Origin of the sequence: Campylobacter sp. BCW_6889 (assembly GCF_001762535.1) — a bacterium.
Classification (GTDB): domain Bacteria; phylum Campylobacterota; class Campylobacteria; order Campylobacterales; family Campylobacteraceae; genus Campylobacter_D; species Campylobacter_D jejuni.
The window spans coordinates 74,225-95,695 of record NZ_MJWZ01000076.1 but is presented as its reverse complement, the minus strand read 5'-3'; the positions used below and the strand labels follow the sequence as shown (position 1 = coordinate 95,695).

At 31.4% G+C, this 21,471-nt stretch carries 24 protein-coding genes and 2 pseudogenes; 20 read left to right on the top strand and 6 right to left on the bottom strand.

Translation table 11 applies throughout. The features are described 5' to 3' along the window. Positions 1–102 precede the first annotated feature (102 nt). Together AJ939_RS08990 and aspA are read right to left on the bottom strand one after the other, a co-directional pair. On the bottom strand, positions 103–1,440 hold the full coding sequence (locus AJ939_RS08990) for an anaerobic C4-dicarboxylate transporter (RefSeq protein WP_044779367.1): 1,338 nt from the start codon (positions 1,438–1,440) through the stop codon (positions 103–105). A 16-nt stretch (positions 1,441–1,456) separates the two neighbouring features. Next, positions 1,457–2,863 (bottom strand): aspartate ammonia-lyase, encoded by a 1,407-nt coding sequence (gene aspA / locus AJ939_RS08985; protein WP_002854440.1) that lies wholly within the window; start codon positions 2,861–2,863, stop codon positions 1,457–1,459. 275 nt (positions 2,864–3,138) lie between these two features. On the opposite strand from aspA, the gene ung reads away from it, so the two are divergent. Next, positions 3,139–3,834 (top strand): uracil-DNA glycosylase, encoded by a 696-nt coding sequence (gene ung / locus AJ939_RS08980; RefSeq protein ID WP_070233966.1) that lies wholly within the window; start codon positions 3,139–3,141, stop codon positions 3,832–3,834. A 119-nt stretch (positions 3,835–3,953) separates the two neighbouring features. Continuing rightward, positions 3,954–4,649, top strand: coding sequence for an aspartate/glutamate racemase family protein (locus AJ939_RS08975; protein ID WP_044779849.1), 696 nt, complete (start codon positions 3,954–3,956; stop codon positions 4,647–4,649). A gap of 193 nt (positions 4,650–4,842) precedes the next feature. Here the strand turns inward: AJ939_RS08975 and cydB are convergent, their stop codons facing one another. The 3 genes from cydB to AJ939_RS08955 are packed head-to-tail and all read right to left on the bottom strand — an operon-like array spanning position 4,843 to position 7,763. After that, a complete protein-coding gene (gene cydB, locus AJ939_RS08965) occupies positions 4,843–5,967 on the bottom strand; it encodes a cytochrome d ubiquinol oxidase subunit II (protein WP_070276150.1) in 1,125 nt (374 codons plus the stop codon). Continuing rightward, entirely contained in the window at positions 5,967–7,529 is a 1,563-nt protein-coding gene (locus AJ939_RS08960) for a cytochrome ubiquinol oxidase subunit I (protein ID WP_070233969.1), read from the bottom strand. Before AJ939_RS08960 ends, cydB begins: the two co-directional genes overlap by 1 nt. Next, positions 7,530–7,763: a DUF4492 domain-containing protein gene (locus AJ939_RS08955; RefSeq protein WP_002860921.1), complete on the bottom strand. Its 234-nt coding sequence runs from the start codon at positions 7,761–7,763 to the stop codon at positions 7,530–7,532. A gap of 159 nt (positions 7,764–7,922) precedes the next feature. Here AJ939_RS08955 and AJ939_RS08950 point away from each other — a divergent pair, with 159 nt between their 5' ends. The 7 genes and pseudogenes from AJ939_RS08950 (at position 7,923) to AJ939_RS08920 (ending at position 14,111) form a co-directional block, all read left to right on the top strand. Then, positions 7,923–8,111, top strand: a complete 189-nt coding sequence (locus tag AJ939_RS08950) for a toxin (protein WP_070276134.1) — start codon at positions 7,923–7,925, stop codon at positions 8,109–8,111. A 16-nt stretch (positions 8,112–8,127) separates the two neighbouring features. Beyond that, positions 8,128–8,735, top strand: a pseudogene (locus tag AJ939_RS11030) (endonuclease/exonuclease/phosphatase family protein); the annotation flags it as partial. 10 nt (positions 8,736–8,745) lie between these two features. Then, positions 8,746–9,311, top strand: a pseudogene (locus AJ939_RS08940) (cytolethal distending toxin subunit A/C). Between the two features lie 171 nt (positions 9,312–9,482). Then, positions 9,483–11,165: an L-lactate permease gene (locus tag AJ939_RS08935; protein WP_070233972.1), complete on the top strand. Its 1,683-nt coding sequence runs from the start codon at positions 9,483–9,485 to the stop codon at positions 11,163–11,165. 120 nt (positions 11,166–11,285) lie between these two features. Beyond that, complete coding sequence (locus tag AJ939_RS08930; RefSeq protein ID WP_074470023.1) at positions 11,286–12,026, top strand: (Fe-S)-binding protein; 741 nt, start codon at positions 11,286–11,288, stop codon at positions 12,024–12,026. Further along, positions 12,023–13,462: a LutB/LldF family L-lactate oxidation iron-sulfur protein gene (locus AJ939_RS08925; RefSeq protein WP_070233974.1), complete on the top strand. Its 1,440-nt coding sequence runs from the start codon at positions 12,023–12,025 to the stop codon at positions 13,460–13,462. The genes AJ939_RS08930 and AJ939_RS08925 overlap by 4 nt, the downstream gene beginning before the upstream one ends. Further along, positions 13,455–14,111 carry a lactate utilization protein C gene (locus AJ939_RS08920; RefSeq protein WP_070233976.1) on the top strand — a complete coding sequence of 219 codons (657 nt, stop codon included), beginning with the start codon at positions 13,455–13,457 and terminating at the stop codon, positions 14,109–14,111. Before AJ939_RS08925 ends, AJ939_RS08920 begins: the two co-directional genes overlap by 8 nt. A gap of 418 nt (positions 14,112–14,529) precedes the next feature. On the opposite strand, the gene AJ939_RS08915 is transcribed toward AJ939_RS08920, so the two are convergent. Then, on the bottom strand, positions 14,530–15,219 hold the full coding sequence (locus AJ939_RS08915) for an XRE family transcriptional regulator (RefSeq protein ID WP_032584280.1): 690 nt from the start codon (positions 15,217–15,219) through the stop codon (positions 14,530–14,532). A gap of 280 nt (positions 15,220–15,499) precedes the next feature. On the opposite strand from AJ939_RS08915, the gene AJ939_RS08910 reads away from it, so the two are divergent. From AJ939_RS08910 to AJ939_RS08860, 11 genes are all read left to right on the top strand, one after another. Further along, positions 15,500–15,700, top strand: a complete 201-nt coding sequence (locus tag AJ939_RS08910; protein WP_052780860.1) for a hypothetical protein — start codon at positions 15,500–15,502, stop codon at positions 15,698–15,700. After that, on the top strand, positions 15,701–17,818 hold the full coding sequence (locus AJ939_RS08905) for a Mu transposase C-terminal domain-containing protein (RefSeq protein ID WP_070276133.1): 2,118 nt from the start codon (positions 15,701–15,703) through the stop codon (positions 17,816–17,818). 188 nt (positions 17,819–18,006) lie between these two features. Then, positions 18,007–18,864 carry an AAA family ATPase gene (locus AJ939_RS08900; RefSeq protein WP_002790751.1) on the top strand — a complete coding sequence of 286 codons (858 nt, stop codon included), beginning with the start codon at positions 18,007–18,009 and terminating at the stop codon, positions 18,862–18,864. After that, positions 18,861–19,052: a sigma factor-like helix-turn-helix DNA-binding protein gene (locus AJ939_RS08895; RefSeq protein WP_002795448.1), complete on the top strand. Its 192-nt coding sequence runs from the start codon at positions 18,861–18,863 to the stop codon at positions 19,050–19,052. The genes AJ939_RS08900 and AJ939_RS08895 overlap by 4 nt, the downstream gene beginning before the upstream one ends. After that, the gene (locus AJ939_RS08890) at positions 19,049–19,234 is read left to right on the top strand and encodes a hypothetical protein (RefSeq protein ID WP_057980536.1); all 186 of its coding nucleotides are present in this window, start codon (positions 19,049–19,051) and stop codon (positions 19,232–19,234) included. Before AJ939_RS08895 ends, AJ939_RS08890 begins: the two co-directional genes overlap by 4 nt. Positions 19,235–19,368: 134 nt before the next feature. Next, positions 19,369–19,707 carry a DUF4406 domain-containing protein gene (locus tag AJ939_RS08885; RefSeq protein WP_070276132.1) on the top strand — a complete coding sequence of 113 codons (339 nt, stop codon included), beginning with the start codon at positions 19,369–19,371 and terminating at the stop codon, positions 19,705–19,707. Positions 19,708–19,775: 68 nt separating this feature from the next. Continuing rightward, positions 19,776–19,916, top strand: coding sequence for a hypothetical protein (locus tag AJ939_RS08880; RefSeq protein WP_250540845.1), 141 nt, complete (start codon positions 19,776–19,778; stop codon positions 19,914–19,916). Beyond that, positions 19,903–20,388 (top strand): host-nuclease inhibitor Gam family protein, encoded by a 486-nt coding sequence (locus AJ939_RS08875; RefSeq protein ID WP_070276130.1) that lies wholly within the window; start codon positions 19,903–19,905, stop codon positions 20,386–20,388. The genes AJ939_RS08880 and AJ939_RS08875 overlap by 14 nt, the downstream gene beginning before the upstream one ends. Before the next feature lie 71 nt (positions 20,389–20,459). Beyond that, entirely contained in the window at positions 20,460–20,732 is a 273-nt protein-coding gene (locus AJ939_RS08870) for a hypothetical protein (RefSeq protein ID WP_070276129.1), read from the top strand. After that, positions 20,729–21,160 carry a hypothetical protein gene (locus AJ939_RS08865; protein ID WP_070276128.1) on the top strand — a complete coding sequence of 144 codons (432 nt, stop codon included), beginning with the start codon at positions 20,729–20,731 and terminating at the stop codon, positions 21,158–21,160. Before AJ939_RS08870 ends, AJ939_RS08865 begins: the two co-directional genes overlap by 4 nt. A 10-nt stretch (positions 21,161–21,170) precedes the next feature. Then, positions 21,171–21,471: YopX family protein (locus tag AJ939_RS08860; RefSeq protein ID WP_074469965.1), on the top strand; the 301-nt coding region annotated here is incomplete at its 3' end.

Below are 21,471 nucleotides of genomic sequence, written 5' to 3'. Positions count from 1 at the left end.
ATTCCTTTCTTAAAGAAAATTAAAAATGAATATTATAGCGTAGTATATACTTAAAAACTAATGAAAAAATTTTCACCCTAGGAGAAAAACCTAGGGTTTGATTTAAATAAGCATAGGAGCTAATACAAAGCCTAATGCTACAGCAATTGCAATAGCTAAAACTCCTGGTATAAAGAAAGAGTGATTAAATATAAATTTACCAATTCTAGTCGTTCCTGTATCATCCATTTGCACAGCGCCAAGTAAGGTTGGATAAGTTGGAAGCACAAAAAGTGCTGAAACTGCTGCAAAACAAGCTACAAGCATATAAGAATCATGCGGATTTGTTGCTGAAATTCCTAAAGCGGTGATAATTACAGGTACAATGGCCTTTGCGGTTGCTGCTTGAGAATATAAAAGCATACTTGCAAAGAAAAATGCAACTGCTAACATAGCAGGGGTTTGTTTAACCCAGTCGCCTGCTACTTCTTTAATAGAAGCTTCGTGTCCTGCAACAAAAGTATTTCCAAGCCATGCTACACCAAAAACACAAACACAAGCAGTCATACCACTTTTAAATACACTGGTATCAAGAATTTTACCTGGTTCAACTTTACAAAGCCAAGTGATCAAAGTTGCTGCAGTAAGTAAAAAGCTCATAATAGCTGCATCTCTTGGAACCACAACAGGATCAATCCATTTAATATTACTTGAAATTGCAGTTGCATAAAGTACAACTGCCAAAACAGTGATCAAGAAAATTCCTACTGAAAGTTTAGCACCTGGTTTATCTTCACCATGTAAAATAGCTCCTGCATCTTTAACAAGTCCTGCTTTTAAGCGTTCTTGATAAACGCTATCTTTGCTTAAATCCATAGGAGTGATTAAACTCACTATAAAAGCTGTAAGCATACAAGCTATAAAAGTTGTACCGATCCAAATTCCAATTAAAGTTGGATAATTCCATCCAAGTGGCTCTAAAACGCCGCTCATATAAACCACAGCTGCACTTACAGGAGAAGCAGTGATTCCAATTTGCGAAGAAACAACCATTAATGAAAGTGGAACACTAGGTTTTATGTTTTGAGATTTTGCAACATCAACTACAACAGGCATTAAAGAAAATACTGCATTTCCTGTTCCTGCTAAGATTGTAAGCAACCATCCACAAGCTGGAGCTAAATAATTTATAAATTTAGGGCTTGATCTTAAAATTTTTTCTGTCACCCTTACCATATAATCAAGTCCACCTGCTTGTTGCATAGCAGAAATTGCTGCAATAGCTGCAGCAATAATTAAAATAACATCCCAAGGAATATTACCAGGTTTCATACCTAAAACAAGTCCTAGTATAACTACACCCAATCCTCCAGCATAACCTATAGCAATACCGCCTAGGCGAATACCGATAAAAATTGCCCCAAGAAGGACGATTACTTGCAAAATTATCATTATATCCATATTAAATCCTAAAATGCTATTTTTTAGCTTCCATGTGAGGATTTAGCATATTTGATGGTGTTAAAATTTCATCAATTTGTTCTTTACTTAAAAGCCCTCTTTCAAGCGCAATATCAGCCACTCTTTTTCCAGTGTTCATTGCCTCTTTAGCTATAGAAGCTGAATTTTCATAACCAATATAAGGATTTAAAGCTGTTACTATACCTACTGAATTATAGACAAAGTCTGAACAAATTTTTTCATTTGCAGTAATACCATCTATACATTTATCAGCTAAAGTATACATTGCTTTTTCTAGCATTACAATAGAATTAAATAAGCTATATGCTGCAACTGGTTCAAAAACATTAAGTTGTAATTGTCCACCCTCGCAAGCAAAAGTTACAGTTACATCTGCTCCAATAACAAAATAACAAACTTGATTAACTACTTCAGGAATAACAGGATTTACCTTACCTGGCATGATAGAACTACCTGGTTGCATTTTTGGAAGATTAATCTCATTAAGACCACATTTTGGACCACTACTTAAAAGTCTTAAGTCATTACATACTTTAGAAAGTTTTGTTGCAACACGTTTTAAAACACCTGAAATTTGTACATAAGCTCCCGTATCTTGAGTCGCCTCGATCAAATCCTCAGCCACAGTATATTCAAAACCTGTCACTTCTCTTATTTTTCTTTCTACAACCTTCGGATAATCAGGATGAGAATTAATTCCCGTTCCAATAGCAGTTCCACCCAAATTGATCTCTAAAATCAATTTTCTAGCTTCTAATACTCTTTGTATATCTTCACCTATCATTACGGCAAAAGTTTTAAATTCACGACCTAAAGTCATAGGTACAGCATCTTGCAGTTGGGTTCTACCCATTTTAAGAACATCTTTAAATTCTTCAGCTTTTCTCTCATAAGCTTTTTTCAGATGCTCCATAGCTTTTGCCAAATCACTTAAATAATCATGCAAGGCAAGGTGTAAAGCTGTAGGATAAGCATCATTAGTACTTTGGCTTAAATTAACATGATCATTTGGATGAAGATATTGGTATTCACCTTTTTTATGACCCATAAGTTCAAGTCCTATGTTTGCTATAACTTCATTAGCATTCATATTTGTACTTGTTCCAGCACCTCCTTGGATCATATCTACTACAAATTGATCATAATACCCGCCTTCTAAAATTTTATCACACGCTTTAATAATCGCATCTTGGATATTTTTATCCAAAAGACCTAATTCATGATTTGCCATAGCTGCAGCTTTTTTTACTCTAGCCAAAGCTCTAACAAAGCGAGGAAAATCTTTTAATCTATCATGAGAAATATCAAAATTTTCAACAGCTCTAAAAGTTTGCACTCCATAATAAACCTCATCAGAGATTTCCAATTCCCCAATAAAATCATGTTCTTTTCTTGTTCCCATTTTGAACCTTTCATAAAAAGTATTTTAATTTAAAATCAAAAATTTTTGATTTAAATCATAAAATAATGATATTGCATTTTTAGTTAATAATTGGTTAATAATTAAAATACTTTCAAAATATAATAAATTAAGTATTTTTATATCCTAAATTATGTCTTTATATTTAATTTTTATTAATATAAAAAATTTTATTTACTTCAAAAAAAATTAATATATTTTTGCAAGCTTTTTTTGCTAGAATAAAATTTTTAATAATTTAAATAATTAGGGATAACATGGAAGAAATTACAATAAACATAGATAAGATTAAAATAAATGATGACTGGAAAGAATTTTTAAGAGACGAATTTCAAAAAAAATATTTTCTAGAAATCAAAAAACAATACCTAAATGCGATTGATCAAAATATAATTATTTATCCGCCTGCAAATTTAATCTTTAATGCTTTTAATTTATGTCCCTTAAAAGAAATTAAAATTATTATCCTAGGACAAGATCCCTATCATCAACCAAACCAAGCAATGGGGCTTAGTTTTTCGGTTCCAAAAAATGTAAAAATCCCACCAAGTCTTAATAATATTTTTAAAGAATTGCAAAATGATTTAAACATCGCTCCAGCAAAAAGCGGAGATTTAAGCTCTTGGGCAAAACAAGGAGTTTTGCTCTTAAATTCTATTCTTAGCGTTGAAGCAAATAAAGCAGCTAGTCATAGTTCGTGGGGTTGGCAAGAATTTAGTGATGCTATAATACATAAATTAAGCAATGAAAAATCAGGGCTTGTTTTTATGCTTTGGGGAAATTACGCAAAAAGCAAGGAGATTTTGATTGATAATGCTAAGCATTTGATTTTAAAAGCAGCTCACCCAAGCCCTTTAGCTAGAACAGGATTTTTAGGTTGTAAACATTTTTCAAAGGCTAATAAATTTTTAAAAAAAGTTGGTAAAATTCCTGTAGATTGGAAAATAGTTTAAAAAATTATTTTAAATTTTAATAAAAATATTAAAATATATTTATTTATTTAAAAATAAATCGTATTTCTATGAAATATATTATAATAAAACAACTCAAAAATTAATTTTTAAGGAGAAAAATGAAAACCATTGGTATTATAGGCGGAATGAGTTTTGAAAGTACTATTACTTATTATAAAACAATAAATCAAGCTATAAATGATAAATTAAAATCTTTAAATTCTGCAAAAATTTTACTTTACAGTGTTAATTTTGAAGAAATAGAAAATTTACAAAGCCAAGATAAATGGCAAGAAGCTGCGCAAATTTTAACTCAGTGTGCTAAAAAATTAGAACTTGCAGGGGCTAGTTTTATAATAATTGCAACTAATACTATGCATAAGGTTTTTGATGAAATTCAACAAAACATAAATATCCCTATTTTGCATATTGCAAAAAGCTCTGCTAAGGCTTTAAAACAAGAAAACATACAAAAAATTGGTTTATTGGGTACTAAATACACAATGACTCAGGATTTTTATAAAAAAATGCTTATTGAAGAAAATATTAGCGTTATTATTCCTAGCGATGAAGATATAAAAATCGTTAATGATATTATTTTTAATGAGCTTTGCAAGGGTAAAATCAAGCAAGAATCTAAAGAAAAATATTTAAATATTATAAAAAAATTACAAGAAAAAGGTGCAAAGGGAGTGCTTTTAGCTTGCACTGAAATTGGTTTATTAATATCCAAAAATGATACAAATATCAAAATTTTTGACACAAGCCTTATTCACGCCCTTGATGCTGCTAATGAAGCTTTAAAAGATTTATGATTAAAAGATGCCCAAAAGTGGGCAAATTGCAATATTTTGAAAAGATTTATACTTATATCGGTTTAAATCTTATCTTGCTTTATAGTTTGCTATCTTTTTCTAATTGATTGATATTTAGCATTATAAATTTATAGCTTAGATAAATTACTAAAGGCCAAGTCAATAAAAACAAAGCATGTAACATTTTTTCTCCTTAATATGCGTGATCATCGTTTGCGATTTCTTCGCGTGTGATTTTTACCTTATCCATTGCATTCCAAACATAGATAATATAAGCTAAAACAAAAGGTACAAGCAAAGACACATAAGCCATGACGCTTAGAGTATAATAGCTTGAACTTGCATTTTTTAAAGTTAAAGAACTTTGTAAATCACTTAAAGATGGGTAAAAAGCACTTTGACCTAAACCAATACTTGATAATAAAGCAAAAACTATTAAAACCGTTCCAAGTCCTAAAGTAAAAATAGCCTTAGAGCAACCTTTTGCTCCTTGAACCATACCTAAAAGCACTAAAATCACACCAATAACAAGCAAAACAGCAAAAATCATTTGATTTAAGAAATTATATAAATATAAATTCGCACTCATGCTTACAACTCCATTGATATCTACACTAAAACCATCTTTTAAGAAAATCCACGCTAAAAAACCTAAGAAAAAAGGTAAAAATAGAATGCTATTGATCATAAGTTTTTTCATAGCTCTTATTTTGATATTCTCATCATTGATATTGTTCATAAAATACGCTGCGCCTAAAAGCCTTGCTAAAAATACCAAAGCTAAGCCTAAGAGATAATTAAAAGGATTGAGTAAAAGCTCTAAGCCGTGCAAAGGATTTTGCCAAGAAACAAAATTATGCTCATTTAAGATAAATTCGGAACCGCTAAAAAAGCTACTTACTGCAACTCCGATTAAAAACACACCTAAATAGCCATTAATTTTAAGAAAAATTTCATAGGTTTTAGAGCCATAAACATTATTTTCTTTTTTACGATACTCATAAGCCACAGCTTGTAAAATAAAACAAAATAAAATACAAAGCCAAGCCCAATAAGCTCCGCCAAAACTTGTACTATAAAAAAGTGGAAAAGCTGCAAAAGCAGCTCCGCCAAAAAGTACGAGAGTTGTAAAACCAAGCTCCCATTTACGCCCTAAAGAATTGACTAGCATGGTTTTTTCAAGCTCATCCTTGCTAAGCTCATCGATTAAAGTTTGTCCACCTTGGACAAAAAACATAAAAACTAAAAGTCCGCCGAGCAAACTTAAAATCAACCACCAATAAATTTGCAAACCTTCGAGTTCTAAACCAAAAAACATCATTTTTCTCCTTTGCCCATAAGTGGAGTATGCTCTGCATGTGCGTCAAAACCTTTTTTAATCTGAGTAAGTATGATTTTAACTTCTGCAATCAATAAGGCTGTAAAAAGTACTGCAAAAATCCAAAATGAAATTTGAACATTGACTTTTCCAAGTTGCGTTGCTGCGATATGTACAGGAAGTAAGTCTTGAATTGCCCAAGGTTGTCTGCCTACTTCAGCAACAATCCAGCCTGCTTCAGCGGCGATATAACCCAATGGAATGGATAATAAACATACCCAAAGTACTTTTCTAAATTTCTCAATATCATTTGCCATAGTAAGATAAAGAGTAACGATGAAAAGTAAAAAGAAAAAACTTCCCAAAGCAACCATGATATGAAAGCTATAAAAAGTTAAAGCCACAGGCGGAATAGTATCGCTTGGTTTTTCTAGATATCCATAGCCAAAATCTTTAAAATGAGTTTCTAAAATAGATTTGTGATTTGCCATAGCTATTGTATCATTGTTTTCTTTAGCAAGCTTATAGTCTTTTAGAGCTTGTATAGCGATTTTTCCTCTATCGATACGATTTTGCATAGGTTCTATACCTTTGCTTTCATTTCCATAGATTAAATCTTCAATTCCTGGTACAAAAGAATTTGGATCACGGTTTCCTAATATAGAAAGAGCGTAAGGTATAGTAATGTCAAATAAAAACACACTTTCGTTATTATCTATGGTTTTTTTAGGGTTTAAGATTCCAAAAGGTACAAGTCCTGCACGATGTTCACCTTGATAAACCCCTTCCATAGCTGCAAGTTTCATAGGTTGAGTTTGAGTTACACGGTAAGCACTTTCATCTCCGCTGAAAAACAAAAAGATTGAACAAACCAAACCAAAACTAGCTCCTACAACTAAGCTTTTTTTAGCCTCGATAATATGGCGTCCCTTTAACATAAACCAAGCTGAAATTCCTATTACAAATAAAGCTGAAATCACATAACCACTGCCTATGGTATGTAAAAATTTTGAAATAGCCACAGGAGAAAGTGCTACTTCAAAAAAGCTTTGCATTTCATTTCTTGCTGTATCAGGGTTAAAGCTCATTCCTACAGGATATTGCATCCAACCATTTGCCACTAAAATCCAAAAAGCAGAAAGATTACTTCCTATAGCCACACACCAAGTTGAAAGTAAGTGAAAACCCTTACTTACTTTATCCCAGCCAAAAAACATAACTGCAAAAAAAGTAGCCTCTAAAAAAAATGCCATAATACCTTCAATCGCCAAAGGTGCACCAAAAATATCTCCCACAAACCAGCTATAATTTGCCCAGTTTGTTCCAAATTCAAATTCCATTATAATACCTGTAGCTACACCGATAGCAAAATTTATAGCAAATAATGAAAGCCAAAATTTGGTGATTTTTTTCCATCTTTCATTTTTAGTTTTTACATAGATAGTCTCCATGATAGCAATGATAAAAGATAAGCCTAAGGTTAAAGGCACAAACAAAAAATGATAAAGTGCAGTTAAAGCAAACTGCGCTCTTGACCAATCAACGCTATTAAGTTCGTTCATTTATTTTCCTTCGAGTGTAAGATTTTTGAGTACAAAAGTGCTTTTTTCTTTGTCGCTTTTAAAAATAGAATTAAAATTTACATCAAAAACAAAAAGTTTTAAAATCACAAACATAACAAAAAGTTTGATAAAGATAATTTTCCAAAGGGTCTTTCCAAGAGTTAAATTTTTAAAACCTTCTTTGTAAAAATTAAAAATTTGAGAAATACTAAAATATAAGTGTTTAAGATGCATGTAAATTCTACCTTTAAAAACAACAAAATAAAACATTTTAAGAAGCGGAAAATTATAATGAAAATTATGTTATTATTTTCTTAAAAAATTTAAATACATAATCAAGGTTTTTAATGCAAAAAATTAAAGTTTTTATTTTTTTTATGATTTTTTTCTTTAATGCATGTTCTTCTAAATTTTGAAAATGTAAATCCTTTGGGGCGTTCATTTGGAGAATTTGAAGATACTAATTCTTTTTCTTTAAAACTAGGACTTGAACCTATTTTTCCTACTAATCAAGAAATTCCAAGTTTAATTAGCAATGCTGATTTAGTACTTATTATTCCTATTTACCCCACCTTTAACTAGTAGCATCAACAATAATGCAATAAGACAACTTGCAAGTGGAGCAAACCCCTTAGATATCTTAATGATACAAGAAATAGGAACTTTACTAAGAATAGCCACTCCAACAGGACGCCATGTGCAACAAGATGGAACGCCTATTGATGAATATGAGTAGAATTTGAGGACTCTTTCAAGACCTGATAGGGTTTTTATTTATTATTCTCGCGTTGATGTAGGAGCTAATCGTGTAAATTTAGCTATAGTTTCAAGACCCATTATAGGAATTCGCGATGGAAGTGATGCTTTTTTCAATATCTATGTTTTAGCCAATGAAGGAACAGATGTAGGAGCAATTATCACAGCCCATAAATACACATTTTGTAAATATACCTCAAGTTAACTGGATGATAGCAGGGGATTTTAACCGTGATCCTTCTACTATAACAAATACAGTGGATAGAGGATTAGCAAATAAAATTAGAGTGGTTTTTCCAACTAGTGCAACTCAAGCAAACGGAGGGACTATTGATTATGCAATTACAGGAAATTTAAACAGACAACAAGCCTATACTCCACCACTTTTAGCTGTGATTTTGATGCTTGCAAGTTTAAGATCATTTTCCAGTTAATTTTAGAAAATTTTAGGACATTTAATATGAAAAAAATTGTTGCTTTATTTTTTATGTTTATAACTTTAGCCTTTGCAACTCCTACTGGAGATTTGAAAGATTTTACCAAAATGGTTTCTATAAGAAATTTAGAAACGGGAATTTTTTTAAGTGCCTTTAGAGATATCTCAAAAGATCCTATTGATCAAAATTGGAATATTAAAGAAATTGTTTTAAGCAATGAGTTAAAACAAAAAGATAAATTAGCTAATGAACTTCCTTTTGGTTATGTGCAATTTACAAATCCAAAAGAAAGCGATCTTTGTTTGACCATCCTAGAAGATGGAACCTTTGGAGCAAAATCTTGTCAAGATAATCTAAAAGATAGTAAACTAGAAACTGTATTTTCTATAATGCCAACAACAACTTCAGCTGTGCAAATTTGTTCTTTAGTTTTGGAATCTGATGAATGTATGGTAACTTTTTAATCCAAATATTCCTACACAAAAACGCTTTAGAATAGCCCCTTGCACCTTAGATCCTAATTTTTTATGAAGTAAACGAACTAATGATTATAACTCCACCTTTAACAGCTTCTACCCCTTTAGAATAAGATTTTTTCTTGTTCTATTTTTATATTTATTTAATATTTATGATATTACAAAAATACACAAAATAATCAATAATAACACAATGTAATTTACTTTACTCTATAATTTTTTTATTTTAATTTAATTTTTTGTTACAATAAATTTATACATAAATAATTATCAAGGAGGAAAAATTGGAGCAAATTTTAACATGGCAACAAGTTTACGACCCTTTTTCAAACATTTGGCTAAGTGCTTTAGTGGCATTTTTACCTATACTATGTTTTTTAGTTTGTTTGGTTGTTTTAAAACTTAAAGGTTATCAAGCAGGTTTTTTAACTGTTATACTTGCTACTTTGGTAGCTTTATTTGCCTATAAAATGCCTTGGAATTTAGTGGGCGCAAGTTTTATTCAAGGCTTTACAAATGGTATGTGGCCTATAGCTTGGATTATCATTGCGGCAATCTTTCTTTACAAACTTTCTATCAAGTCGGGTTCTTTTGAAATCATTAAAAAAAGCGTGATGAGTATTACTCCAGATCATAGAATTCAAGTGATTTTAATAGGTTTTTGTTTTGGTTCATTTTTAGAGGGTGCTATAGGTTTTGGTGGCCCTGTGGCTATAACTGCTGCACTTTTAGTAGGACTTGGTTTGCGTCCTTTGCAAGCTGCAGGACTTTGTCTTATCGCAAATACCGCTCCTGTTGCTTTTGGTGCGGTGGGAATTCCTATTATTGCTATGGCAAATCTTGTCGGCATAGAACAGCATTCAGTTTCTGCCATGGTAGGTAGAATGCTAGTTCCTTTAAGTCTTACTATACCTTTTTTCATAGTTTTTTTAATGGATGGATTTAAAGGCGTTAAAGAAACTTTTCCAGCTATTTTAGTTGCGGCACTAAGTTTTACAACTACTCAATTTTTAAGCTCAAATCACTTAGGAGCAGAATTACCTGATATTATCTCAGCTGTAGTTTCTTTAGCGGTTACAACTGTATTTTTAAAATTTTGGAAACCAAAAAATATTTTTAGATTTGATAATGAAAGCAATTTCACTCAAGATAACACTCTAAGCTTTAATCAAATTTTAAAAGCTTGGTCGCCTTTTATTTTACTCATTGTTTGTATTATCATTTGGACACAACCTTGGTTTAAAGCTCTCTTTGATAAGGATGGAATTTTAAGCTATACAAGCATTACTTTACAATTTAGCAATATCACAACTGGAATTTTAAGCCCTTCTATCACAGGCATAGGAGAAGCTAAGCCTTTATCTTTGGCTTTAGGTATAGATTTAATCAATGGAAAAACCGTAGCTCAAGCAGGAACAGCGATTTTGCTTGCAGCTTTTTTAAGTATAGCTATTTTAAAAATCAAAGCTGAAGATGCAGCAGAATGCTTTTGGGCTACTTTAAAAGAAATGGCTATACCTTGTATCACCATAGGTTTAGTTGTGGCTTTTGCTTTTATTTCTAAAAATAGTGGTATGAGCACTACTTTAGGACTTGCTTTTGCACATACAGGTGATGCTTTTTCTTTCTTTTCACCAATCATTGGCTGGATAGGGGTATTTTTAACAGGCTCTGATACAAGTGCTAATTTACTTTTTGGAACCTTGCAACAAGTAAGTGCTCAAAAACTAGGTGTTAGTGAAGCTTTATTTTTAGCAGCTAATTCAGTAGGTGGGGTCGTTGGAAAGATGATCAGTCCACAAAGCATTGCTATAGCTTGCGCAGCAGTTGGGCTTGTAGGAAAAGAATCTGATCTTTTCAAATTCACATTAAAATATTCTGTAGCTTTTATTATTTTAATAGGAATTTGGACTTGCATTATAGCTTTTTTCTTACAAGAAATCATCCCTGAAGTTATAGTGAAATAATTAAAAAATTTAAGTTTTGCTTCAACAAATATTCGTTTTTAGAATATTTGTTGGAAAATTTACTTTGCTTTTATTTTTATAGGATTAGAATATTTATCCTAAATTATCCCAAAAGGAGAGATCATGAAAAAGGTGTATTTTTACGCCACATGCTTAGGAAGTGCTGCTATGCAACAAAGCGTTTTAAATGCAATAAAACTTTTAAGGCGTGAAGGTATTGAAGTGATTTTTAAAAAAAATCAAACCTGTTGCGCTCAACCTTCTTTTAACTCAGGTTATTTCGATGAAAGTCGTGAGATTGCTTTATATAATGTGGATTTATTTGATAAAGATTACCCCATCGTTGTGCCAAGCGGATCTTGTGCGGGTATGATGAGTCATGACTATAAAGAACTTTTTAAAAACAAACCTGAATTTTCTAAAGTCAAAGATTTTAGCTCTAGAGTCATAGAACTTTCACAATACCTTGATGAAGTTTTAAAAGTAGATTATGAAGATAAAGGTGCACCTATAAAAGTAACTTGGCATTCTAATTGCCATGCTTTAAGAGTGCAAAAAAGCATACAAGCGAGTAAAAATCTTATCAAAAAACTAAAAAATGTAGAATTAGTAGAACTTCAATACGAGGAAGAATGTTGTGGTTTTGGCGGAACTTTTTCAGTAAAAGAGCCTGAAATTTCAAATGCTATGGTAAGAAGTAAAATTAAAGATATACAAAATAGCGGTGCAAAATATCTCATCAGTGGCGATGGAGGTTGTCTTTTAAACATAGATGGCACAATGAAAAGAATGGGTTTAGATATAAAAGGCATACATTTATATGACTTTTTACTTAAACGCTTGGAAGGAGAAAGACTATGAGTCAAAAAATTCCTCACGAACAAATCGTTCAAATTAAACTCAATGACAAGCAAATGCAAGAAAATTTAATGACTGCCATGCATACTTTACAAAAAAATAGACTCAATGTTATTGATGCTAGATTTAAAGACTGGCAGGGTTTAAGAGCTAAAGCTAAACAAGCTAAAAACAATGCCTTAATGAGTTTAGAAGAAAGGCTTTTAGAATTTGAAAAAAATGCTACAAAAAATGGCATTAAAGTGCATTGGGCAAGTAGTGATGAAGATGTCTGTGAAATCGTCTATGAAATCATGAAAGAAAAAAATATTACCAAGCTTTTAAAAGGTAAATCTATGGCAAGCGAAGAAATAGGCCTAAATCACTACCTAGAAAAAAAAGGTTTAAAAGCTATAGAAACCGATCTTGGAGAGCTTATTTTACAGCTTAATGAAGAGCCTCCTTTACATATAGTTGTACCTGCTATACATAGAAACCGCCATGAAATCGGAGAAATTTTCAAAGAAAAATTAGGAGCGAATTTAGAAAACAATGAACCTGAAAGTTTAAATGCGGTAGCTAGAGAGCATTTAAGAAAAGATTTTGAAGGCTTAAAACTTGGACTTAGTGGGGTCAATTTTGCCATGTCAAGAGAAGGAGCTTTTTGGCTTATAGAAAATGAAGGAAACGGTAGAATGTGCACTACAGCACCTGATATTCATATCGCACTTTGCGGCATAGAAAAAGTCATGGAAAGCTTTGAAGATGCGGCTACTATGGTTTCTTTACTCACTCCTTCAGCCACAGGACAATTTATACCAACTTATAATAATATCATTACAGGCCCTAGAAAAAATGGGGATTTAGATGGTCCTAAAGAAGTGCATGTGATTTTATTTGATCACCATCGCTCTAAAATGTTAGCTCATGAGGATTATTATGAGGCTTTGCGTTGTATTCGATGTGGGGCTTGTATGAATTTTTGCCCTGTTTATGATCAAATCGGTGGACATGCCTATCAAACCACTTATCCAGGACCTATAGGAGAAGTAATCAGTCCTAATATTTTTGGTATAGATCATACAGGAGATATTTTAAATTTCTGTTCACTTTGTGGGCGTTGTTCTGAAGTTTGTCCAGTGCAAATTCCTTTGGCTGATCTTATTCGCAAATTAAGATGTGATAAAATAGGACAAGGTAAAAATCCACCTTTAGGAGCAAATAATGTTCATCACAATGCCTTAGAAGCCTTTGCTTTTAAACAATTTAAAAATATCGCAACCAATGGTAATAAATGGCGTTTTTCACTTTCAAAAGCACATTATTTTAACTGGACGGTACAAAATTTCGCAAGCGTTTTGCCTGTGATTAAAAAATGGTACGCTTTTAAAGAATTACCTCAAATTAAAATGGATCTTTATAAAGAAGTGCAAAAACTAGAAGGAGTAAGCTATGAGTAAAATCGATGAAATTTCAAGCAAAAGTAAAGCAAGTATTTTAGAACATCTTAAAAAAGCTTACAAAGAAACAACGTTCACACGCATTGAAAGTATAGATCCTGTAGAACATATCCAAACCACCCAAGATATGCTTGCAGAAATGAAGCAAAAAATGAGTGTTAATAAATACATTGTTGAAAATGCCACTAAAGATACCTTAGAAGAAAAAATCAATGAAATTATCGCAAAATATGGCTTTAAAAGTATGATTTATGGGCTGGATTTAAATTTAAATTTAGAACAAATCAAAGCAGAAAAAAAGATTTGCTTTGATAAAGAAATCGAAAATTTAAGATCTGAGGTTTTTCATAGTGATTTTTCCATCATTCATGCAAGAGCAGGGGTAAGCTCTCACGGAGTTGCACTTGTACCTTCAAGCAAAACTCAACCTAGAATGCTAAGCCTTGCACCTAAACTTTGTATAGTGCTACTTAAAAAAGAAAATGTTGTTAAGAGTCTTAGCGAGGCTTTAAATTTGGTAAAAAAAGAAAATGAAATCTTACCTACTAATATCTTATTTATAGCAGGGCCTTCAAGAACAGCAGATATAGAACTTGTCACTGTTTTTGGTGTTCATGGGCCACAAATTGCACATATTATTATTTACTGATTCTATACTAGAATCAGTAAGTCTTAATTTTTAATATTAATTATATATATTTTTTATATTATACAAATATAAATAAAATAAATAATTTTCAATTAATAATATTTTAATAAAATATAATATTTCACTCGAATATATGAAATTAATTTTAAATACAAAAATTAAAGAAGGTGCTTTTGGATAAACTAATTTCAACTTGGAATGAAAAATACAGTATTCATGACACAATGATTGTATAAAGATATGTAAAAAAGTAAAGTGAGAGAAATTTTAATCAAAGTATTATTTTATAGTATTTTGATGAGATTTTTTTAGAAATCAAAGTGAGCTTTTATCTTTACATTTTTTTACATTGTGCTTTACACATTTTTACATTCTTTTTATAAATACTTTACAAAGTCTTTTAAACACCTTTAAAAAATTAAAGAGTAGTCTTTTTAAAATATCCTACAACGCGTCCGAGTATTTCAAAGTTTTCACCTTCTAGATTAATGGGCTCATATGCTTTGTTATCGCTAAGGAGTTTTAGCTTGGGGCGTTTTTGAAGGCGTTTTACATAAAGCTCATCTTCAATGCGTGTTACACAAATTTCGCCTTCTGCCACTTCTCCTTGCTGGATTAAAAGATAGCAGTTTTCAGGAAGTGTTGGTGCCATAGAATCGCCTTGTCCTAAAATCACAGAGAGATTTATAAAAGAGTATAAGCCAAAACATTCACGCAAAAAACTTTTAGAAAGTCCCAAAGCTTGAGTGCTTTCTTCATCGTTATAAGCGCCACTTCCAGCACTTGCTCTTACATTTTCAAAAAAAGGAATGTTTATCATATCATCGTTTAAGGTTTCTTGTTGATTTTCCAACTTAGGGACATATTTATCTTGGCTTAGGGACATTTTAGAAGACAGACTAAGGGACAACTTAGGGACATTCGCAAAATAATTCAAATCAATATCTAAAACTTTTGCAATTTTTATTAAATTATGTATTGTTATATTAGATTCTTTTGTTTCATATCTTTTTATTGAATCCAGTGAAACGCCGCTTGATTTAGCTAATTCTAATTGTGTTAAGTTTTTAGCTTCTCTAGCATTTTTAATTTTTTGAGAAATATTCATAAAATACACCTTTTGTCTTGACAAGTTTAATAAATTACACTATAATTCTATTACTTTTAAAAGAATTGTATCACAAAAAGATTTTTTTTAAAAGTGGCTTGGGTGAGTGGGGATAATATCACTTTTGGAGCTTTAAAATGAAAGTTTTAAAGTGTAAAAAGGTGGTCGTAAAACTCAAAGTTTGGAAGCTAAAAATCACTTTCAAACTTGAGTTATAAAATCATCTTTACCACTCCTTTTTTTGGAGTGGTTTAGGTGATTATACCATAAAGGAGTAAAAATGCGTAAAAGCTTTACAAATTTAACTGAGCAAATGAGCAAAAAAGGCTTTAAGCTTCGTACTTGGGCTAAGTTTAAAAAGCTAAATGAAAGCGATTATAGACTGCTTTTAAATATGAGCTATGGCAAAACAAAAGGTATAAGAGGCAGAGCTAAAGAATTAAAAGAAATGTTAGAAAAAGATGGATTTAAGGTGGCTTAAATGTGGATAAGCAGTAAAGAATTTGCAAAGCAATATGATATAAATTACGAAGCACTTAAAAAATCTTGTATTCGTGCAAATAAGCAGACTAAAAAAATTTGTATTTCAGGTAGTCATATAATACACTTTAAATACACCCAAGGCAAAGGACGCGGTGGTAAAACCCTTCAAATCTGGTCTAAACCTTTAAGCAAAGAAGAAGCACAGCTAGTAGAGCAAGGTTTTAACATAGAAGATATAAGCAATACTACTACTATAACTCCTAAAACAACACAAGAAGTTTTAAGCAAAGCATTAAATGATGATGTTTTGCTTAAAAATTCTAAAGCCTTGCAAGTGCAAAACACTAACAAAACCAAACTTAGCGAAAATCAAATACAAATAAACAAAGATAGCTTAAGTCTCTTTGCAAAAGCCAGTTCTAAAAAGCAAAATTTAGCCTTACAAAAAGCAGCTGTGGTTAAAGAATGGCTACATGCTAAAGGCAAGATAAGCACAAATGATTTTATAAATTACATTAACGCTAAAAAAATCTATGAGTTTAAACTCACACAAAACAAGCTCTTTTCTTGGCAAAAAGAATACTTAGCAAACGGGCTTGATGCTTTAATAGATAAAAGAGAAAATAAAAAAGATGATGCCATTAGCACTCTTGGTATAAAAGAGCTTTTTATAAATACTTTGCTTGCTCAAAAAGGAAGGCTTAATGCTTCTAATATCCACAGGGTATTAAATTATGAATTAGCAAAGAATGGCAAGTTAGATTTAAAAGATTTTCTAGGCAAAAAAGATGAATTTATAAGCTATGAGTGTGTTTTAAGAAGTATGAAAAAATACTTAAAAGAAAACAAACTCATAAAAAATATCATCTTGCATGGCGAAGATGGAGCTATAAGCAGACATCTACCAGCACTTGGGGTAAGTAATTGGAAAGTAAATACCATCAATGAAATCGTAGAAATTGATGCAAGTCCACTTGATGCTATTTGTAAAGTAGATTTTATCAATGAAACTTATGGGCTAAAAGGCGATGAGTGCTCTTGGCATAAACGCTACACTATAATATCATTAATCGATACTTATAGTGGTGTGGCTAGCTTTTATCTAGGCTTTAGTGAAGATAGTTTAAGCATAGCAAGAGCCATCGCAAAATACATCAGCACTTATGGTGTGCCAAAATGCATACACTCAGATAATGGCAAGGCATTTTTAAGTAAAAATGTCAAAGCTCTTTTAGAGAGATTAAACATTGACTATAAAGCAATGCCAGCTTACAGTGGCTGGAGTAAGCCTTATGTAGAAAATAAATTTAAAGACTTACAAAACTCACTCACTGCAAACTTAGTTGGATACATAGGATCTAATGTTAAAGAAAGACAAGCTATTGAGTTTTTTTATTCTAAAAAAGAAAGAAGACTTAAAAAAGGCTATAAGACAAATCAAAGAAGACTTAAAACACTTGAGTATATGAGAGAGTGTATTGATGATTATAGTGCGTATTTTATGAATAACAAATGGCTTGACCGACTAGGTGCCACTCCAAAAGAAAGCTTTGAAGCAAAGATTAGCGATGCCATTAGTATAGATGAGCTTAGCCTTAGTATGTATTTAGGCGGTGAATTAAAACTTAGAAAGGTGCTAAATAAAGGACTTAGTCTTAATGGAACTCTTTTTTATAATCCAAAATTATACACCCATGAAGAAGTGTTTGTGTGTGAAAATCTTAATAACCAAAACGAAATCTTTTGCTTTGATAAACAAAAAGAACTTATTTGTGTAGCAAACAACTTAGATTTAGAACTTGGAGTAAGCATTGAAGAAGCTAAAGTTGCTAGAAAGCTTGTAAATAGAGCCATAAAAGCAAATAAAGACAAAATCGATAAGCAAAGAATGATTTTAGAAAAGAATATGGAAAAGTATTTAGCTCTTGGCAAGGAAAAACTAGAAAAAGTTAAAGCTCCAAAAGTAAAAGTTAGCAACAATGCAAAAATTGAACTTGAATTTTCAAATACTCTTGTAAGCAATGGAGAACTTGAACGTTTTGCTTTAAAAAGCAAGGCTAAAGATGAAAAGAAAATTCCAAAATGGGAAAATGCTGCCAAAAAGGCAGGATATTAAAAGTCTTTAAAAGCTTTTAAAGTCTATTTAAACACGCTTTGAAAGTTTTTAAAAGCTTTTAAAAAAGCTTTAATTTAAAAGTTCTCCCCACGGCAGTGGGACGGGGGCTTTAGGGGTTTTAAAAGGGCAACGCCCTTTATCGCAAGGTGGAATTTATTTCCACCGCGAAGTTATAAAAAAGGATTTATATGCAAGAACTAAGCAAAGAATTAGAATGCTTTTTAGAGCAAAGCGGTATGAAGCCAAGTGCATTGGCAAGAGCGATTGGTGCGAGTGCTTCTTTAATCTCACAGATTAAAAGTGCAAGCTATAAAGGTGATGTGGCTTTATGGAGTAAAAAGATAAGAGATTTTATCGCTAATCACAAAGATAAGCAAAATGAAAAACCTAAAAAAGAACAACTTTTTAGAAGCCGTGATTTTTCTATGGCTACTTTTGTAATGAGCGAAGCTGTAAATGAAAAAGAAATCGCACTTATTTTTGGAGAAGCAGGAACAGGAAAAACCACTATTATAAACGAGTTTATTAAAACCAGACCACAAAGTATTTTAATAGAGGCAACTTGTCATACAAGTGTGGGCGTAATGCTTGATGAGCTTTTAAATGCTCTTAAAATCGAAGCAAATAGTAACAATGCTTCAAAACTAAAAGCAATTGCAAGATTTTTAAAGACCAATGAAAAGATTTTAATCGTAGATGAAGCCGAATATCTACCACTAAAGGCTTTGGAGGATTTAAGACGCATTGCGGATTTTGCTAGAGTGCCTCTTATTTTAGTAGGAACTGAGATTTTATACAAAAACCTAATGGGTAAAAACAAAGAGCTTAAACAACTTTACTCAAGGATTTGTGGTAAATGGATGATGAGAGGACTTAGCAAGGAAGAAAGTGATGAGTTTTTTGGCAAGGGCTATTTTAAATTTAGCAATGGTAATTTTAGAAGCTCTGCAAAGCTTTTAAAAAAGGCCTTAAGACTTGCAGAACTTGAAGAGTGCGAAATAAATGATGAGTTATTAACTAGTGCAAGCGAGATGGTTATATTATGAGTTTTGAAGAGATAGCTAAAGAACTTAATCTTAGCGTGACACGCGTTCATCAAATCTATACTGAAGCTCTTAGAAAGTTAAAGAGTCCTAAAAATAAAGATAAGTGGATGGCTATCTTTGAAACGATTGACTTAATCAAAAAAGAAAAAGCAAAGAAAGAAAACTTAATACAAGGAGAGAAAAAATGATACCAATGATTAAAGGTGAGAAAGCTGATTATAGTAGAAGTCTTTTTGAAGTAAGAGGCGTAGGGATTTATTACAAGCAAAGTGGAGTGTTTGTAGATGTTTTAAAAGGAATTTATCCTGATTATATTGCAAAAAAAATCATTCGTTTTCATTTGGGTAAAAAGCTTAACAAAAGTGCTTAAATTAAAAGCACTTTATAGAAACCTCGCCTTAACGGCGTCGCTTCGCTGGTTTTGATTAAGTTTTTTCTTTTTAAGTCTTTTTTTAAGAAGACTTAAAAAGGGTAAAACCCTAAAATTATTAGAAAGGAAAATTCATGGCAATAGTTTATATCGCTTCTCCTTACAAAGCTTTAGCTGTAAGAGAAAGTCAAAGAAAAGCTCAGGCTATTAGTGTAGCCCAGCAAGAATGCTTAAAAATCATGCGTGAATGTGAAGGTTTTACACCTGTTTCACCCATACTACAATTTAGTTATTTGGATGAAAACAAACACAGAGACAAAGCTTTACAAATGGGATTAGAGCTTTTAAAAGCAAGTGATTATATTTATATGAGCAATCATAAAGATGCTAAGTATTCACAAGGTATGCAAGAAGAATTAGCATTAGCTAAAAAGCTTGGCATTAAAGAGCTAGTTTTGGAGTTGCCTCTTTGACTTCGCAATGTGGCAAAGCCACCTTTTGCGATAAAGAGCTACACTCCCTTAACCCACCTGAAGGCTCCGTGACACTGCGTGAAAAAAAAGGTTTAAGGATAGTTAAGAAAAGAGCTAAACACGCAGTGCTTTTAAGATATGGCGTAGTTCTTTGGGATTATCAAATTAACAAATTTAATTTAAAAGGAGATTTAAATGCAAATAAATAATTTAGAAGATGTTAATTTAGCACTTAAAAAAGTGGCAGAGCTTAGTGTAAAAATAGAAAAGATTAATGGAGAAGTAACTTTAGCTTGCAATGAGATTAAAGAAGCTCGCGCAGGAGAGATTAAGGTTTTAAGTGATGAGCTTGGATACATAGAGCAATGTATCACTACTTTTTGTGAAAATAACAAGCATGAATTTGCCGAAAAAAGATCTAAAGAATTTACCTTTGGCAAGATTGGCTATCGCTTAAGTAAAAGTGTATCTTTACCACGTGTGAAAGAAAAACTAGAAAACTTAATCAAAGCTTTAAAAAGCTATGGACTTAATGATTGCATTACTTATAAAGAAGAACTTAATAAAGATGCCATTGCAGAGCTTGAAGATAGCACCTTAGTAAAGCTTGGACTTAAAAGAGTTGTAAAGGATAATTTTAGAATAGAACCAAAGATTGAAAGTTTAGAAATTCAAAATTGAGAATTTAACAAGTCCGCTAAGGCGGATTTGATTAAGTTTTTAAAACTTAATTTAAAACAAAAGGATAAAAAATGCATGTCAATGTAAGCATAGATGCGAGTGATTTAGAAGATTTTTACGCTCATGATTTGGCTGAACTTTTTGAAGATTTAAGCACAAAAGAGCAAGAGGAATTCTTTGGAATTATCCATAAGGATATCAAGCCATTAGAAAGAATAAGAACTATTCTTTCTAATTTGTCTAATGATGAAGTACTTAAACTTTTAAAAGAACTTAATAATGAGTTTAAAAGCGATGAGGAATGGCAAAAAACTATAAAAAGCATAAATGGAGATAACAAATGAAATCAGTCAAAATTAATAATACTTATATCTTAGCAGAAACAATTAAGAGTTTTAGAATATTTCAAGATGAAAATTTTGTTGTTCTTGAGATTTTTAATGGAGAACAATATACGCAATGTTTTGAAATATTTCAAAGCAAAGAAGTTGAATACCATTATCTTTTTGGTGTAAAACAAAATTCAAAAACTATAAAAATACTTAATGATATAGATATTTCAATGCAAAAACTTTGTGGGGTTATAGGTAATAATTTACTTGAAACACTTGCTTTTTTAGAAAGTAGAAAAAAAGAATACATAGTTTTTAGATTAGATAATGAAATTACACAAATTTTAGAAAAAAGCGAATTAGTTGAAAATATTAATAAACTTGTAAAAGAATATGAAAACGAACAAAGCAACAAAGGCTTTTTTAAAAAGTTTTTTTAAAGGATAAATAATGAAACTACAAGATTTTGATTTTAGGATTTGGAACAACGAAACTGAGAGACACGAAACAAATAAGTGTCTTATTTCTCTTTTAATGATTGATGTATTAACTAGAGTGGCGCATCTTAATGGAAATAAATTTGAAATCGAGCTATGGACTGGGATTTATGATAAAAATGGCAAAAAGATTTATGAAGGGGATATCGTTAAAACTAAAAGTCCATACGATTGCTTTTTGGCAAAAGTTGGCATTCATAAAGAAGGGACTTTTTATCTTGAGAGTAAAAGTAGAGATTACATAGGCTCTTTAA

Bases quoted from the DNA above. Each gene is read 5' to 3' on its own strand.
- AJ939_RS08865 (WP_070276128.1), top strand. From the start codon at position 20,729: ATGAAATCAGTCAAAATTAATAATACTTATATCTTAGCAGAAACAATT.
- AJ939_RS08955 (WP_002860921.1), bottom strand. From the start codon at position 7,763: ATGCATCTTAAACACTTATATTTTAGTATTTCTCAAATTTTTAATTTT.
- AJ939_RS08870 (WP_070276129.1), top strand. From the start codon at position 20,460: ATGCATGTCAATGTAAGCATAGATGCGAGTGATTTAGAAGATTTTTAC.
- AJ939_RS08925 (WP_070233974.1), top strand. From the start codon at position 12,023: ATGAGTCAAAAAATTCCTCACGAACAAATCGTTCAAATTAAACTCAAT.
- AJ939_RS08890 (WP_057980536.1), top strand. From the start codon at position 19,049: ATGATACCAATGATTAAAGGTGAGAAAGCTGATTATAGTAGAAGTCTT.
- AJ939_RS08875 (WP_070276130.1), top strand. From the start codon at position 19,903: ATGCAAATAAATAATTTAGAAGATGTTAATTTAGCACTTAAAAAAGTG.
- AJ939_RS08960 (WP_070233969.1), bottom strand. From the start codon at position 7,529: ATGAACGAACTTAATAGCGTTGATTGGTCAAGAGCGCAGTTTGCTTTA.
- ung (WP_070233966.1), top strand. From the start codon at position 3,139: ATGGAAGAAATTACAATAAACATAGATAAGATTAAAATAAATGATGAC.
- AJ939_RS08990 (WP_044779367.1), bottom strand. From the start codon at position 1,440: ATGGATATAATGATAATTTTGCAAGTAATCGTCCTTCTTGGGGCAATT.
- AJ939_RS08920 (WP_070233976.1), top strand. From the start codon at position 13,455: ATGAGTAAAATCGATGAAATTTCAAGCAAAAGTAAAGCAAGTATTTTA.
- AJ939_RS08895 (WP_002795448.1), top strand. From the start codon at position 18,861: ATGAGTTTTGAAGAGATAGCTAAAGAACTTAATCTTAGCGTGACACGC.
- AJ939_RS08915 (WP_032584280.1), bottom strand. From the start codon at position 15,219: ATGAATATTTCTCAAAAAATTAAAAATGCTAGAGAAGCTAAAAACTTA.
- AJ939_RS08975 (WP_044779849.1), top strand. From the start codon at position 3,954: ATGAAAACCATTGGTATTATAGGCGGAATGAGTTTTGAAAGTACTATT.
- AJ939_RS08885 (WP_070276132.1), top strand. From the start codon at position 19,369: ATGGCAATAGTTTATATCGCTTCTCCTTACAAAGCTTTAGCTGTAAGA.
- AJ939_RS08910 (WP_052780860.1), top strand. From the start codon at position 15,500: ATGCGTAAAAGCTTTACAAATTTAACTGAGCAAATGAGCAAAAAAGGC.
- AJ939_RS08905 (WP_070276133.1), top strand. From the start codon at position 15,701: ATGTGGATAAGCAGTAAAGAATTTGCAAAGCAATATGATATAAATTAC.
- aspA (WP_002854440.1), bottom strand. From the start codon at position 2,863: ATGGGAACAAGAAAAGAACATGATTTTATTGGGGAATTGGAAATCTCT.
- cydB (WP_070276150.1), bottom strand. From the start codon at position 5,967: ATGTTTTTTGGTTTAGAACTCGAAGGTTTGCAAATTTATTGGTGGTTG.
- AJ939_RS08950 (WP_070276134.1), top strand. From the start codon at position 7,923: ATGCATGTTCTTCTAAATTTTGAAAATGTAAATCCTTTGGGGCGTTCA.
- AJ939_RS08900 (WP_002790751.1), top strand. From the start codon at position 18,007: ATGCAAGAACTAAGCAAAGAATTAGAATGCTTTTTAGAGCAAAGCGGT.